This is a genomic window from Planococcus beijingensis (assembly GCF_016820615.1).
GTDB lineage: Bacteria > Bacillota > Bacilli > Bacillales_A > Planococcaceae > Planococcus > Planococcus notacanthi.
The window spans coordinates 299,767-314,238 of record NZ_JADHDZ010000004.1 but is presented as its reverse complement, the minus strand read 5'-3'; the positions used below and the strand labels follow the sequence as shown (position 1 = coordinate 314,238).

General features: G+C 44.9%; 17 protein-coding genes. 12 read left to right on the top strand and 5 right to left on the bottom strand.

Annotated features, from left to right (window positions below; translation table 11 throughout):
* Positions 1 to 113 precede the first annotated feature (113 nt).
* Complete coding sequence (gene trpE, locus IRE19_RS12540; RefSeq protein ID WP_203340645.1) at positions 114 to 1,463, top strand: anthranilate synthase component I; 1,350 nt, start codon at positions 114 to 116, stop codon at positions 1,461 to 1,463.
* Entirely contained in the window at positions 1,460 to 2,053 is a 594-nt protein-coding gene (locus IRE19_RS12535; protein WP_203340644.1) for an anthranilate synthase component II, read from the top strand. The genes trpE and IRE19_RS12535 overlap by 4 nt, the downstream gene beginning before the upstream one ends.
* Before the next feature lie 60 nt (positions 2,054 to 2,113).
* Here the strand turns inward: IRE19_RS12535 and IRE19_RS12530 are convergent, their stop codons facing one another.
* Positions 2,114 to 2,968 (bottom strand): dimethylarginine dimethylaminohydrolase family protein, encoded by an 855-nt coding sequence (locus tag IRE19_RS12530; protein ID WP_203340643.1) that lies wholly within the window; start codon positions 2,966 to 2,968, stop codon positions 2,114 to 2,116.
* A gap of 130 nt (positions 2,969 to 3,098) precedes the next feature.
* Between IRE19_RS12530 and IRE19_RS12525 the strand changes: the two genes are divergently transcribed.
* Positions 3,099 to 3,530, top strand: coding sequence for a GNAT family N-acetyltransferase (locus IRE19_RS12525; protein WP_191715215.1), 432 nt, complete (start codon positions 3,099 to 3,101; stop codon positions 3,528 to 3,530).
* Positions 3,531 to 3,575: 45 nt separating this feature from the next.
* Here IRE19_RS12525 and IRE19_RS12520 read toward each other — a convergent pair whose 3' ends face one another.
* Both IRE19_RS12520 and IRE19_RS12515 read right to left on the bottom strand, forming a co-directional pair.
* Positions 3,576 to 3,956, bottom strand: coding sequence for a nucleotide excision repair endonuclease (locus IRE19_RS12520; RefSeq protein ID WP_191715216.1), 381 nt, complete (start codon positions 3,954 to 3,956; stop codon positions 3,576 to 3,578).
* Between the two features lie 94 nt (positions 3,957 to 4,050).
* Positions 4,051 to 4,698 (bottom strand): SDR family oxidoreductase, encoded by a 648-nt coding sequence (locus IRE19_RS12515; protein ID WP_191715217.1) that lies wholly within the window; start codon positions 4,696 to 4,698, stop codon positions 4,051 to 4,053.
* Between the two features lie 130 nt (positions 4,699 to 4,828).
* Between IRE19_RS12515 and IRE19_RS12510 the strand changes: the two genes are divergently transcribed.
* Positions 4,829 to 5,110, top strand: coding sequence for a DUF6509 family protein (locus IRE19_RS12510; protein WP_191715218.1), 282 nt, complete (start codon positions 4,829 to 4,831; stop codon positions 5,108 to 5,110).
* Positions 5,111 to 5,151: 41 nt separating this feature from the next.
* On the opposite strand, the gene IRE19_RS12505 is transcribed toward IRE19_RS12510, so the two are convergent.
* Complete coding sequence (locus IRE19_RS12505; RefSeq protein WP_203340642.1) at positions 5,152 to 5,871, bottom strand: SurA N-terminal domain-containing protein; 720 nt, start codon at positions 5,869 to 5,871, stop codon at positions 5,152 to 5,154.
* A 322-nt stretch (positions 5,872 to 6,193) separates the two neighbouring features.
* Here IRE19_RS12505 and hisC point away from each other — a divergent pair, with 322 nt between their 5' ends.
* Entirely contained in the window at positions 6,194 to 7,303 is a 1,110-nt protein-coding gene (hisC, locus tag IRE19_RS12500) for a histidinol-phosphate transaminase (RefSeq protein WP_203340641.1), read from the top strand.
* Between the two features lie 294 nt (positions 7,304 to 7,597).
* Entirely contained in the window at positions 7,598 to 8,506 is a 909-nt protein-coding gene (locus IRE19_RS12495) for an NAD(P)/FAD-dependent oxidoreductase (protein WP_203340640.1), read from the top strand.
* Between the two features lie 5 nt (positions 8,507 to 8,511).
* On the opposite strand, the gene IRE19_RS12490 is transcribed toward IRE19_RS12495, so the two are convergent.
* The gene (locus tag IRE19_RS12490) at positions 8,512 to 9,231 is read right to left on the bottom strand and encodes a YwaF family protein (RefSeq protein ID WP_203340639.1); all 720 of its coding nucleotides are present in this window, start codon (positions 9,229 to 9,231) and stop codon (positions 8,512 to 8,514) included.
* A gap of 156 nt (positions 9,232 to 9,387) precedes the next feature.
* On the opposite strand from IRE19_RS12490, the gene IRE19_RS12485 reads away from it, so the two are divergent.
* From IRE19_RS12485 to IRE19_RS12460, 6 genes are all read left to right on the top strand, one after another.
* Entirely contained in the window at positions 9,388 to 9,687 is a 300-nt protein-coding gene (locus IRE19_RS12485) for a hypothetical protein (protein WP_191715223.1), read from the top strand.
* Positions 9,688 to 9,773: 86 nt separating this feature from the next.
* Entirely contained in the window at positions 9,774 to 10,142 is a 369-nt protein-coding gene (locus IRE19_RS12480) for a nuclear transport factor 2 family protein (protein ID WP_203340638.1), read from the top strand.
* A gap of 295 nt (positions 10,143 to 10,437) precedes the next feature.
* On the top strand, positions 10,438 to 11,442 hold the full coding sequence (locus IRE19_RS12475; RefSeq protein ID WP_203340637.1) for a LacI family DNA-binding transcriptional regulator: 1,005 nt from the start codon (positions 10,438 to 10,440) through the stop codon (positions 11,440 to 11,442).
* An 18-nt stretch (positions 11,443 to 11,460) separates the two neighbouring features.
* Entirely contained in the window at positions 11,461 to 12,417 is a 957-nt protein-coding gene (locus IRE19_RS12470) for a sugar kinase (RefSeq protein WP_203340636.1), read from the top strand.
* Between the two features lie 10 nt (positions 12,418 to 12,427).
* A complete protein-coding gene (gene allD, locus IRE19_RS12465; protein ID WP_203340635.1) occupies positions 12,428 to 13,441 on the top strand; it encodes an ureidoglycolate dehydrogenase in 1,014 nt (337 codons plus the stop codon).
* A gap of 21 nt (positions 13,442 to 13,462) precedes the next feature.
* Positions 13,463 to 14,461 carry a TRAP transporter substrate-binding protein gene (locus IRE19_RS12460; RefSeq protein ID WP_203340634.1) on the top strand — a complete coding sequence of 333 codons (999 nt, stop codon included), beginning with the start codon at positions 13,463 to 13,465 and terminating at the stop codon, positions 14,459 to 14,461.
* Positions 14,462 to 14,472 lie beyond the last annotated feature (11 nt).

The following is a 14,472-nucleotide window of genomic DNA, read 5'->3' as shown; positions in this document are numbered from 1 at the left end:
CCTGCAGAGGGCTTTTTTGTTTTCAATTAAGGTAAACGCATTAAAAGTGTAAGCAGGGCAATCTCGCAGTCCAGAAGATTGCCTGCGCTTTTCAGAAAGGGAGACGAGCCGAGATGAGTAAAGAGATGAAGAAGAGAAAGATCAATGGAGATTCTTTGACGCCGATTGCGGTGTTTAACCGTTTGGCAGGAGAACGCAAATGCCTGCTGGAAAGTTCATTGAAGACCAGTGTTACAGGACGTTATTCCTTTATTGGAGCAGATCCTTCAACCGGCTATATCGGCCACGGCCAAACCTTGCGGGAAATCGATTTTCACACAGGTGCCGAAACCATGCACCAAGGAAAGCCACTTGAGCTGATCAAAGGACTCATGCCCCGCTATGAAGCGGAAGTGGAGGGGCTGCCATTTACCGGTGGTGCTCTCGGCTATATTGGCTATGATGCCATTCAGGTATACGAACCGATCCAGGCGCCGAAAGAAGACAGCCTGCAAATGCCGGATATCCACTTGCAGGTCTATGAAACCATTGTGGTATTCGATCATGTAAAAAACGATGTGACCATTTTATCGTTTGAAGACAAGCTGGATGAAATTGAACAGCAATTGTCGGTGCCGGAACAATCGGCATCAACCGACCAGCAATCCCTCCAATTCAATTCCGGAACCACAGACGCCCAGTTCCGAGGACAAGTGGAACGGGCAAAAGACCATATCCGCAAAGGCGATGTTTTTCAGCTGGTCTTGTCACAGCGATTGTCAGCGAGCTATGAAGGAGATGCCTTTACGCTGTACCGTACATTGCGTAAGCAAAATCCATCTCCCTATCAATTCTTCATTGAGTTTGACGGCTACGCGGTCGTCGGCGCTTCGCCTGAGAGCCTATTGACGATCCGTGGCAGCCATATGGTGACCAACCCGATTGCCGGCACCCGCAAGCGCGGAAAAACGGCAGTTGAAGATGACCGCTTGGCTGAGGAATTGGCTGGTGATGAGAAAGAACAGGCCGAACATAAAATGCTGGTGGACCTCAGCCGCAACGATGTGGGCCGGGTCGCGCAAATTGGATCTGTGGAAGTGCCGAAGTACATGGTCATCGAGAAATACCAGCATGTTATGCACCTGGTTTCAGAAGTGACAGGGGAACTTGACAGAAAAATGCATCCACTCGATGCCTTGGTATCCTGTTTGCCAGCTGGGACGGTCTCGGGAGCTCCCAAAGTCCGGGCGATGCAGTTGATCCAGGAATTCGAGGAAGAGCGCAGAGGGGTCTATGGAGGAGCAATCGGCTACTTTGGCTTTAACGGAAATTTAGATGTCGCATTGGCGATCCGCACGTTCGTGGTCAAGGATGACATGGTCCATGTCCAAGCAGGAGCGGGCATCGTCTTTGACTCGGATCCACAGGCTGAATACGAAGAAACGCTTCATAAAGCACGTTCACTGACGGAGGTGTTCGGATGATTCTTCTCATCGATCACTACGATTCATTTACTTATAATATTTATCAAGCTGTGGCTGCCATGGGCATAGAAGTCGAAGTGGTGCGCTATGGTGTTTTGACACTTGATGAAATCAAAGCGAAAAATCCGGAAGCCATCATCTTGTCGCCAGGGCCGGGCCATCCGCTGGAATTGCCCAAATCAATCGAATTGATTCAGCAGTTGCATCGGTCACTTCCAATTTTGGGTATCTGTTTGGGCCAGCAGCTGATTGGAGCGGCGTTTGGCGGAAAGGTTGTTCAGGCGCCTTTTATCCGCCATGGCAAAGTCTCACAAGTTTCACACAACCAGCAGGGATTGTTCAGATCCATGCCGTTGCCCTTGCCGGTCATGCGCTATCATTCGCTTGTATTGGAAAAGGAAAGTTTGGCAGATTGCCTGGAGGTCCAATCACGCGCACTTGATGACGACACAATCATGGCCGTCAAGCATCGGGATTACCCGGTATTTGGGATCCAATTCCATCCCGAGTCCATCGGCACCCCGGATGGTGTGGAATTGATGAAGGAATTTGTTGCGCAGGTACGCCAAAAAACAACCAGTAACCGATAGCATACAAAAACCCCCAAGCGCTGCAGCTTGGGGGTTCTGTTATGTCTTCATGAGTCACATTTATAAGCGGATCAATGGCATTGTGCAGCAGCGGAACGCACCGCCTGATTTGATGATCTCAGAAAAATCAACTTCAATCACATGAAATCCACGTGCCGTCAATTGTTTGTTGACCTGGTGGTTCTGTGGTTGGCTGAAGACTTTGCGGTCACCGATGGACAATACATTGGTGCCAAGCGCAAATTGCTCTTGTTCGTTGACCCGAATCAACGTATAACGTTCAGCGAGCATCTGGACCGTAGCCATATCGAGTGCCTCCGGGAAAATTAGAGCTTCTGTCGGCGACAAAACATTGAATACGCAATCAAGGTGCAGGTACTTCTCGTTGAAAGGGATGGGAATGACTTCGAAGTCCGGCAACTCTAGCTGCAGGTCGCGGATGGCTTTTTTTGAAGTCCGGCTGCTGACGCCCACAAACACAGTATCCCGGTCGATGATGACATCGCCGCCTTCAATGCGGTGGCCCGCCAATTGCTTGAAGCTGATTTCATGTGCTTCCATCCATTTCTGGAGTTCCTGTTCTTCTCCTTGGCGGATTTCAGAAGCCATTTCACTGATAAAGACGGCAGAGCCCAAAGTGAATCCGATATCCCGTGTAAATACCTGTTCAGGATACTTTTCAGAAGGCTCGATCAAATCCGTGTGAATGCCTTGATCCTTTAATGCCTGAATAAATGCATTATGCTGATGGAGTGCTTTATCCACGTTGATGTTTTCGTCCTTGTAACGTTTTTGGACATCATTGATGACGTCTTTTATTTCCATATAGCGCGGCGGACAAAGCAGGACGTGCCGGAGCGGATCGTATTCACTTTGGCATTGTGCAGATGAATTTTCGATTATAGATGATGACATATTGGCTCCTCCAAAAAACATAGTTGTTAATCTGTATTCCTGTTTACTGGAAAATCAAAACATTTTTGCTTTAGCGTTAGGCAAAATCGTGAGAAGATAAAAGTGGTGAGGAGAGGAAGGGGATCAGGTGATGAAAATCATTCAACAAGAAGTGGCCGAAGATCGTGACTTTATCCGAAAAAAAGTCATTGAACACAATAATGCAAGTCTGCCAAAGGAAAAAACTTCTCCATTCGAACAAATAAGCTTTATCGTTCGCGATGAGTCAGAAGAAATCATCGGTGGATTGACGGCTACCGGCTTTTGGCGCCATCTGCATATCGATTTCCTATGGGTGGACCCGGAAGTAAGAGGGCAGCGAATCGCCGCACAGCTGATGGCTAAAGCGGAGGATTATGCGCGAAGCAAAGGGCATCGCTTGATGATTGTTGATACATTGAGCTTTCAGGCTCCGGAGTTTTATAGAAAACAGGGCTTCACGGAATTTGGGGCAGTCAACGATTTCCCCGAAGGCCATAGCCACTATTTTTTCGAAAAATGGCTGGTGGAGCCAACTGCCTAACAGTATGCAAAGAAAAAAACGGAAGCCCAAGGGCCTCCGTTTTCCTTATTGTTCTTGATAAAATACTTTGTCTACATTGTATTTGGCTTTTTCAGTGTTGATCAAATACGTTTCGTAGATATCGCGTTCCATTGGATCTTCAACGATCGAAATGGTGATGCGGTATACTTCTTCACGGTGATTTTTCAATGGTGATACCGAATCTTCAAAATGTTTTTTCACGCGTTGGCGAAGTTTGCGGGCTTTTCCGACAAACAACAATTCTCCGCTATGATTGAAAAATTGGATGATGCCGCCTTTATCACGTGGAATCTCGTGCAGATCGATAAAGCCGTATAGCGGTTTGATGACGGCTTCGTCTCCTGTAATTTCCTGTTTGCGCTGTGTAATCGTCACATCAGCTTTTGGTGGTTGGATATTAATCATGCTTATCACGTCCTCTATTATCGTATTGCCTATTTTAACACAAAAAAGAGCGGAAATCCATCCGCTCTTTTTTATCTGCTATTCGGGTCTTTCTTTAAATAGTGTTTAATTGGTCGCTTGCAGACTGATCGCCTTGCAGCACTTCAAATACTTTGTTGTAGGTGTTGCGGCGATCTAGGACATCGACCAATACATGGGCGACATCTGCTCGTGGAATCGATCTTCCTTCCATAGAAGAAAAGCCTTCAAGAGACACTTCGATCTTCTCGGACTTTTCTTCATCTGACAGCGCTCCGGGACGGACGATCGTATAATCCAAGTTGGTTGTCTGCAGAAGCTCATCCGCTGTGCGTTTTGCGACAAGATATGGTTTCATCGCTTCACCGCCGGCGTCAGGATCGTTCGAACCCATGGACCCCAACTGGACAAAACGTTTGACGCCTTTGTCCTGTGCATATTGAGCTGCTTTGACGGAACCCCATAAATCGATGGTCAAGGTTTTGTCAGCTCCTGTTGATGGGCCGGATCCTGCCGCGAAAATGACTGCATCTACGCCTTCGAAGGCATCGCTGAAGTCTTTTTCCAAATCTCCCAGCACTACCTTGGACGCACCAAGTTCCTTCAATTTATCTATTTGTTCTTCTTTACGGACCATAGCGGTCGCTTCGTGGTTTGACTCGGCTAATTCTTTGACAATGTTGCGGCCGACTTGACCGTTTGCTCCGATTACTAGTACGTTCATTCGATATCCACTCCTTTAATTGTCTCGACTCTTTTAAAGTTCCCTTATTGGAGTACATTAAACGTTTTTTCGCCATTGAACTGTCCAAAAGGGACCAGACAAGCTAGAATAGAAGAACGGAGGTGTTACAATGCAAATTACAGATTACGTATTTCACAAAATTAATGATCCTACAGGAATTATGGTGGGTGACCGCTACGAATTTTCGTTGAATGTTGAAGTGGATGAAGATGATGAACTATATACGGAAGGCGGTTTGGAACTGCGCGTCATTATTGCTGCAGAAGAAACCGGAGCCCGCATAGCACATTATAATTTTATCGATAAACAGACAAGAAGTGCATTGGAGTTCGGACTTGAAGACGAGGAAGAGGAAGAAATCCTCGCTTATTGTTCAGAAAAACTGGCATAACGAAAAAACATCCCACTCAATTTTGAGTGGGATGTTTTTGATTAGATTTTAACTTCAACTTCAGCAGTTTCTTTCAATTCTTCAATGCGGCTGAATACCGCTTCCTGAGTTTTTTGCTCTTTCAGGGACTGGCGGATTGTCGCTTCCATTTCTTTAAAAGCAGGAGCTTCTTGTTCAGAGGTCTCGACAAAGCCGTCATAAGCTTCTCTTACCTCCTCGTCAGTAACTTCAGCTGCTTCTATTTCTTTTGCAATATATTGTTCATAAAGTAATTGTTCGCGAAGCTGGTCTTCCATATCGTCCAATGTGAATCCTGTTTGCTTCAAAGCATCACCCATCGCTTCTTCCGATTCAAACTGGCCCTTAAGGTCTTCCAAGCGTTCTTCAACTTTTTTTTCATCAGCTTTATATCCTTTTTCTGCAGCATCCTGCAAGATCACTTTATTGCCCACCAATACAGCCAGTGCCTGCTCTTTTACAAGCTCGGCTGTTTCGCCCGATGTCCCGTGCCCTTGGGTTGCCAATGTAGTTTCCAGTTGGCGCGCCACACTGTTATAGACTTTCCCTAGGATTTCTTCTCCGTCGATAACAACCACAACTTCTTCTTTGGCTGGATATTCTATGGGAGATTCTCCTGGAGCCTCATCAGCCGTTTCCGGATTTTTGTTTTCTTCCGGTGCAGTTTCTTCTTTATCAGAACAGGCGCCCAATATCAGCAATAAAAGAACGGGAGCGAATGCGAATTTCATTTTCTTGAGCATGTTAAGTCTCCTTTTTCAACGTATTCTGTGTATCAGTAAACCATATTTCATTATATGGCACAAATAGTTAGTTAGCGGTGTTTAAATAATTCCGCAATTCTGTATAATGGAGAAGAGCAGCTGCCATCCCAGCGATGCGTTATAATAGCTGCAATGAAAAATCATGTACTTAAAACCCGCTAGCTACTTTAAAATGAACCGAAAAGTGGCCAGATTTGGACATCTGGATAGTTTGTTCGGTTGATATGAAAGTGGATGGTGGTATAATTATGGGAATATATAAATAATGATGCATAACTTACATCTTTTGGAGGAATCCCCGATGACCAAATCAACTACTATTAAAGCACGTAAAACTTTAGACAAAATCCAGCCGTACTCGCCTGGAAAGCCTATTTGGGAAGTTCAGAAAGAATTAGGATTGGATCGTGTCATTAAATTGGCTTCCAATGAAAATCCGCTCGGCCCTTCTCCAAAAGCAGTAGCTGCCATCCAACATGGATTGGCGGAATTGAATCGCTATCCTGATGCGGATGCCAGCGATTTGAAAAAGGCTATTGCCAAGGAGTTCCAAGTAAATCCTCAGCAAGTCATCCCGACAAATGGAGCAGACGAATTGATCACCTTGATTTCGGAAGCATTTCTTGAAGCAGGCGATGAAGTAATCGTTCCTTCGCCATCTTTCAGCGAATACGATTTTGGGGCACACATTATGGGTGCAACCGTGGTGCCGGTGGAATTTTCGAAAGGCTTCGAGTTCGATGTGGATGCAATGATTGCAGCTGTGACGGATAAGACCAAAATCATCTATGTTTGCACACCGAATAACCCGACAGGCACGTATATGTCCAAAGCAGATCTGGATAAATTGGTGGAAGCGATTGATGATGTATTAGTGGTCATTGATGCGGCTTACAGCCATTTTGCAGATGCTGTGGATTACACGAACGGCATCGAATACATAAATGCCGGCTACCCGGTGCTGACCCTGCAAACTTTCTCGAAAATTTATGGCATTGCCGGAGTGCGTGTCGGATTTGGGATTGCTTCCGAATCCATCATCCAGTCGATTTTAAAAGTGAAAGAGCCGTTTAACGTCAACACATTGGCTCAAATTGCAGCAACTGCTGCCATCGAAGACACGGAACATGTAACCACTTCACAGAATGCCAATAAAGCTGGCCGTGAACAATTGTACAAAGCCTTCAATGAATTAGGATTGCCGTATATCGAAAGCATGGCCAACTTTGTATTGGTGCAAATCGGTGAAAACGGTGAAAAACTCTACAAAGAGCTGATGGCGAAAGGTGTTATTGTCCGCCACGGAAAAATTTGGGGACTGCCTGATTACGTAAGGGTTTCTGTTGGAACGCAGGAAGAAAACCAATTCTTTATCGATACCTTAACAAGCTTAGTCGCTAAACAAGCTTAAAAAGGGGCTGTCCCATAAGTCTCTAAAATAAAACAGCCGGAGAGAAAGGCTTTCTCTCCGGCTGTTTTTTTGATGGGGGAATACGTTTTCTCAGAGCAGCTGGCTGATGAGAATGGAGGCGGCGACTCCAGCGGCAGAAGCCGTGCCCGCGGAACGCGTCCGCCGCAATGGACATCAGCCGGGTCTTTTGGGATAGCCCCTACTTGTGGGCAAACTCTAAATGATGGAAACGCGTGTTTAAGGAAGAGGATAAACGGGAATTTTTGGAGAAAATGACAGTAAGGGATGGATGCTATGCTTTATGATTGCGCAATAATAGGAGGGGGTCCTGCGGGGCTGAATGCAGCATTGGTACTAGGGAGATCCAGAAGAAAGACTTTGCTTTTTGATGATGACAACGGACGCAATCTGGTGACTCGGGAGTCGCACGGTTTTATTACACGGGATGGAATTGAGCCGGAAGAATTCAAGCGCCTTGGCCGAAAAGACATTGCCAAATACGATTGTGTTGAAATCAAAGAGCAGCGCATAGTGAGCGTTCATCAAATAACCGAAACCCACTATGAATTGGTTACAGAGAATGGAGATATATTTCACAGTATCAAGATCATCATTGCGGCCGGTTTGAAAGAAGAGCAGCCGAATATACCGGATATAGAGAAATTTTATGGCACCAGTTTATTCAGCTGCCCGTACTGCGATGGATGGGAACTGCGCGATCAGCCGCTTGCCGTGATTGCGGACAAGCAAGTATTCGAATTGGCTAAAAAAATTTATACCTGGAGCCGGGACCTGATCGTCTTTACAAATGGAGAAGGGCGATTGGAAGAAGAAGACAAGCAAAAATTGCTTCGGAAAGGAATAAAAGTAGTGGAAGACATCATTGATGGACTGGAAGGCGATAATGGACAGTTACGCAGCGTCAGGCTTGAAGACGGTACATTGATTGATCGAGTGGGGGGATTTGTCACACCTTTATGGAGCCATGCTACTCCATTTGCAAAGGAGCTGGGCTGCAAGCTAAGTGAACATGGCGGCATCTTAACGGATGGCTATGGGCGTACAAATGTCTGGAACGTTTACGCAGCTGGAGACGCCTCTTTAATCGTTCCTTCCCAGCTGGTGATTGCAGCGGGTGAGGGAAGTGCAGCTGCTATTGGTGTGAATGGAGATTTAGTGAACGAGTATTTTGAGAAAGAATAACAAGTTTACGAGGTTTTAATGAACTTTTTGAAGACTAAGTACTGCACCATAAAAAGAGCCAGTGCAGTCAGGCACAAGTTCATATAATACCATAGGCCGTCCCCAAAGAAATCCAATGGTGATGCAGTTGTTGGACGCTGCATCAAATAAAGGTAATTGGAGTCGGTTAACGGATTGATGTAGAAGCCGATAAATGCTGCATAAACAAGAAGCAGAGCATAGACGGAAAAGACAGAACGTAAGTGAATAGCAGCAGGATTGGATAATGCTAGAAACAAGCAAGCCCAAGGGATAGCCGTATGGTGGACAAAGAACTTCCAAAAGCGAAAATGTTGATAATCATAAGGCAGTTCAGGAGTGATTAAAGCTAAGAAGGCTGGAAGGAAACCGAGATAAAATGAAAGTTGGATCCACAAGGGCCGCATTGTCAGCAAACCGATCATGGCTGTGATGGAAGCGATCCCGCACAAATGCAAAGGCATTTGGCCGCTGAAGCTCCAGACGCCGTTGGTGCTTGCCCAATAATGGTAAGAGAATTCAGATGCAAAAAGAAGAACCAGCAATACCCACCGCAGTGATTGGAACAGCCGCTTTTTTTCTCTTAACAAAGCTCTGGCAGAAACAAGTGTGATTATCCCGATAACAGCAATCGCTAATGCCAGTAGGTGGCTCAAAGAAAATGGAACAAAAGAATAGACGGACGTCGCGCCAAACCAAGTTTCCATAATAGCCCTCCTGGATAGAGAAGTTATTTTGTGATTAGTTTAGCATGCTGCTGGCCACCTGGTCCATTTTCTTAAGGATAAATAACCGTATGTTTTGCTTAAAACCCTCTCTATACGATAAACTTTTAGAAAAGAATCCGTAGGAGGAATGCCGGCTTGGACCAAACGAATTTATTGTCGTCCATCACTTATATCGACACGGAGCGCTCCATCGAGGCTGGCGAAATGAAAATCATCGAAACTGAGTGTAATATCCATCTGTACGAAGACATATTGGTAACTTCCGCGACGAAGTTTCAAGTTTCGAATGTATGGGACATTTCCTATAAATCATTTTCTGCCGAGACCAACTTACTGTATCTGCATACGCATCGGGGGGTCCTGACTTATAAAGTCTATACAGACCCGGATAAATTCGTGAAGACGTTTAAAAAACTGAAAAACGAGAATTACTAAAGAAGACAGGTTTTTCCTGTCTTCTTTTTCAACCTCAGAATGCTGAACAAAAGTATGGCTAGTTCTAGAGGAAGGGAGAAAAGAAAATGCAGGACACGATTAACATTGCGGATCAGTGGACGGATAAAGTAAATCAAAGAGACATTAAAGGCGTACTGGACGTCTCAGATCCCCATATCGAATTGATTGGCCCAAGAGGCATCGCAGAGGGGCATGACATTTTGCGACAATGGATTACGGAGTCGGGCATCAAGCTGGAAACTCAAGGGCATTATGCCAAAGGAAACGAAGTGATCTCCGTTCAGAGAGCGACCTGGGAAAACCAGAATGGCCACGTTACAATTTACACGTTCATGGAAATCAAAAACGGTAAAGTGCATCGTCTGGGCAGATACGACACTCTTGATGATGCATTAGGGCAATGCCAGTTGAATGAAGAAGATAAAATTAACTAATGGACAGGACGGGGAATTTCCCCGTCCTTTTTTTAATATAAAATTCTTGCTAATAAAATGATGAAGAAAAGTGGCGAAGGAAAGTACATAGGGCTAATTGGCAGATAAGGAATGCTGATTTACAAGCTGTCAGAAATGATCTGTCTGCTTAAAAATCGGCGGCAGCCAACGGAATCGAGTTTTAAGTTTTCGGACTATTAAATAAAATTTTCTGAAAAACCATTGATTTTTCAAAAAAATTGAATTATACTTTCCTCAAACCACTTACTAAACCGGTTTAGTGCGAGGAGATACCATGAAAAAAATAACAATGCAAGACGTAGCTTTAAAAGCGGGAGTGTCTAAAAGCACTGTTTCCCAGTATATAAATAATCGTTTTGAGTTTATGGGGGCGTCGACAAAACTACGAGTTGAAGCCGCTATCAAAGACTTAGGTTATATTCCAAATCAGGTAGCGAAAAGTTTGAAACAGAAAAAAACCGGAACTATCGGAGTGATTGTAGCAAATATTCTGCATACGTTCTCAACTGAAATTATTCGCGCCATTGAAGACGAATGCGAAAGGAATGGATTTCATCTTTTCGTCTGCAATGCCGACGATCAGCCGGAAAAGGAACGGGCTTATATTGACATGCTGGTGGCAAAGCAAGTGGACGGCTTGATTATTTTTCCGACCAACGGCAATTACGATTATTACAAGCAATTAAAAAATGCAGAGTTCCCCATTGTCTTCGTCGACAGAAAGATCAACGAAGCGATTTTTCCGACCTTGTTGCTCGATAATGAAAGCGCTTCAAGAATCGCTGTAGACCAATTGGTCAAAAAAGGGAAGAAGAAAGTAGGTTTGGTTTCTACTTCCATCACACAACATGTAACACCGCGGATTGAACGCATCAACGGGTACAAAAAAGCGATGGCAGAGTACGGACTCGAAATTGAAGAAGACTGGATTATCGCACAAAATAAACAGGAAATCGGCAATCGGCTCCAGCATTTGTGGGATTCCACTAATCGGCCTGAAGCATTTTTTGCGACTAACGATTTGGCTTTGATTGAATTGCTGAAATTCATCAAGAAAAATGGACTGTCTATTCCAGCGGATATCGGTGTGATTGCTATCGATGATTCACCGTTTCTGGCAATTGCAACGCCGCCGATTTCTGTTATCAGGCAGCCGACTTTTGAAATTGGGCAAGATGCTGCACATACCCTTCTCGAATTGATTGGCAGCAAAGATTTTAAAGAAGAATATGAAGAACGGCGTTATCTTCCAATTTTGGTTGAAAGAGAATCTGTATAAATTAAGGGAGGTGAGAGTTTGCCTAAAGAATTTGGCGTATTAACCATTGGGGATGCCATGATTACCATGAATCCTTCTAGCACAGGGCCGCTGAAATACGTAACACAGTTTGAACGCAAGGTCGGCGGTGCTGAAATGAACTTTGCAATTGGCTGTGCGCGATTGGGACTTAACAGCAAGTGGATCAGCAGGTTAGGTAAAGATGAATTCGGCCGGGTGATTTATAATTTTGCTCGCGGCGAAGGCGTTGATGTTTCGTCAGTGGATTTTGTAGAAGGCATACCGACATCAGTGAACTTTAAAGAAATTCATGCTGATGGATCGGGGAAAACATTTTATTACAGAGACCCTTCTCCCATTTCTTTTCTTTCAGAAGAAGACATCATGGAAGAATTATTCGAAGGCATCCACGTAGTTCATTTAACGGGGGTTTACTTAGCTCTCAGAGAACAGAATATGGCAATAGCCCAAAAAATTCTGGCTATCGCGAAACGAAAAGATATCCTCGTTTCTTTTGATCCCAATATCCGTTTGAAATTATGGACCATCGAGAAAGCGCGTGAAGCTTACGAAACCATTTTCTCGGACGTGGATATTCTGCTGACAGGGCTGGATGAAATCCAGATGATTTCAAAAAAACAAACACTGGAAGAGTTAGTCGAGTATGCAGAACGCTTTAAGATCCGAGATTTTGTCATCAAAGACGGAGCAAAAGGATCGATGCTCTACAGAGAAGGGCGCTGGATCAAAGCGGCTGGATTTTCTGTAACGCCTGTCGATACAGTTGGAGCAGGAGACGGCTTTGATGCGGGTTATATTTACGGAACGCTGCATCAGTTCGACGAAGAAGCCTTATTGCGCTTTGCCAATGGCGTTGGAGCTCTCGTTACTACAGTCACTGGAGACAATGAAGGGTTGCCTTATCTGGAGGAAGTTGAAAACTTTCTCGGCAATATTAAATCTGTAGAACGATAGGAGGAAGGCTATGGCAACTGTAACTGTGGCTTTTACGGAAGTCCAAAAGTTAATCAGAGAAAAACTTGTAAGCGCTGGCATCAGTGAAGATCAGGCCGGCAAAATTGCCGACATCCTTATTCACGCAGATTTGCGTGGCGTGAATTCACACGGGGCATTGCGCACAGAACATTACATGAAGCGGCTCAAGGCCGGAGGAATCAATCCAACGCCGGATATTTCGTTCAATCAAACCGGTCCGGTGACCGGGGTGGTTGATGGGGACGATGGTTTTGGCCATGTTGTAGCGGATATCGCGATGAAGCATGCCATCCAGATGGCGAAAGAAAATGGCGTAGGCATGGTAACAGCGATGAACAGCAGCCATTGCGGAGCGCTCAGCTATTTTGTCCAAGAAGCGACTGAACAGCAACTGATTGGCATCGCAATGACCCATACCGACAAAATTGTCGTCCCATTTGGCGGCCGGGAATCCTTCCTCGGAACGAACCCAATTGCCTATGGTGTTCCAGCTAAATCTGAAAAGCCATTCATTTTGGATATGGCCACATCAAATGTTGCTTTGGGGAAAATTCTTCAACACAAAGAGGAGGGTAAAGCTATTCCGGAAGGTTGGGGTGTGGATAAAAATGGAGCGTCGGTGACAAATCCTTCAGATGTGGTTTCTTTGATGCCATTCGGCGGTCCGAAAGGCTCGGGTTTATCTATGATTGTCGATATATTCTCGGGTCTGCTTGCAGGCATGGCATTCGGGCCACATATCAATCCAATGTATGAAGAGTTGGAAAAGAAACGGAAACTGGGCCATTATTTTTGCGTGATCAACCCATCTTTCTTCACAGATGCTGAAAACTTTTTGGAACAAATGGATAGGATGATCCAAGAGATTCGAGATGTTCCAGCAGGTGAAGGTTTCAGCCAGGTGCTAGTTCCTGGAGAGATTGAACAGAAAAATGAAGAGCGTAATCGCAAACAGGGCGTTCAACTTGCAGAAACTACTTATGAGTATTTGAAAAACCAATAAAAAACAAAGGGGAGAATAGAAATGAAAAAGAAGTGGCTAACAGGTGTATTTGCATCCGTATTGGTATTGGGAGCTTGTGGTTCAAATGATGCGGCAGAAGAAGGCGGCGGTTCGGGCGATGCAATCGAGTGGAGATTCGGCCATTTAGCTGATGAAAATCACATCTGGCATCAAACCGCTTTGAAATTTGAAGAACTGGTGGAAGCAAATTCCGACGGCCAAATGGAAATCACTATTTATCCCAATAACTCACTTGGCGGCGAAACAGACACAATTAACTCTATTCAAGCTGGAACAGCTGACATGGTTATTTCAGGGGAAACTTTGCAAAACTGGGCTCCTAATGCCGCATTGATGGCAGTTCCTTACGCGTTCCGTGATCTGGATCATGTGAAGTCAGTGGTTGAAGGGGACATCGGTGAACAAATCAAACAAGAAATCAGTGATGAAGCAGGGTTGACGGCTCTTTACTACCATACACGCGCTCCACGTAATTTAACATCAAACGAGCCAATTACTTCTCCTGATGACTTGAGTGGTTTTAGCATGCGTGTGCCAAACGTTCCTTTGTTCCTGGATGTATGGCAGGCTGCTGGCGCTTCTCCGCAAGTAATGGATTTCAATGAAGTCTTTACAGGCTTGCAGCAAGGGGTAATCGATGGCCAGGAAAACCCGGTTGATTTGATTCAAAGTGGTGGATTGGCTGAAGTACAGGATTACGTAAACCGCACTGAACATGTCTATTCATGGATCTACATCCTAGTAGGCAACGAGCAGTATAATGCATTGTCTGATGACTTGAAAAAAGTGGTTCAAGATGCTGCTGCAGAAGCTCAGGCTTTAGGTGAAGAATTGTATGAAACTGAGATCTCGACAATTGAGCAGGAATTGACAGATGCCGGTATGGAATTTGTTGATGTCGATCAGGATGCTTTCCGCGAAGCCATGACACCGGCTGTCGAAGCTTCATTGTCTCCGGAGCAATTGGAATTGTACGAACAGATCCTTGCAGTTGAATAATATATAAGCAT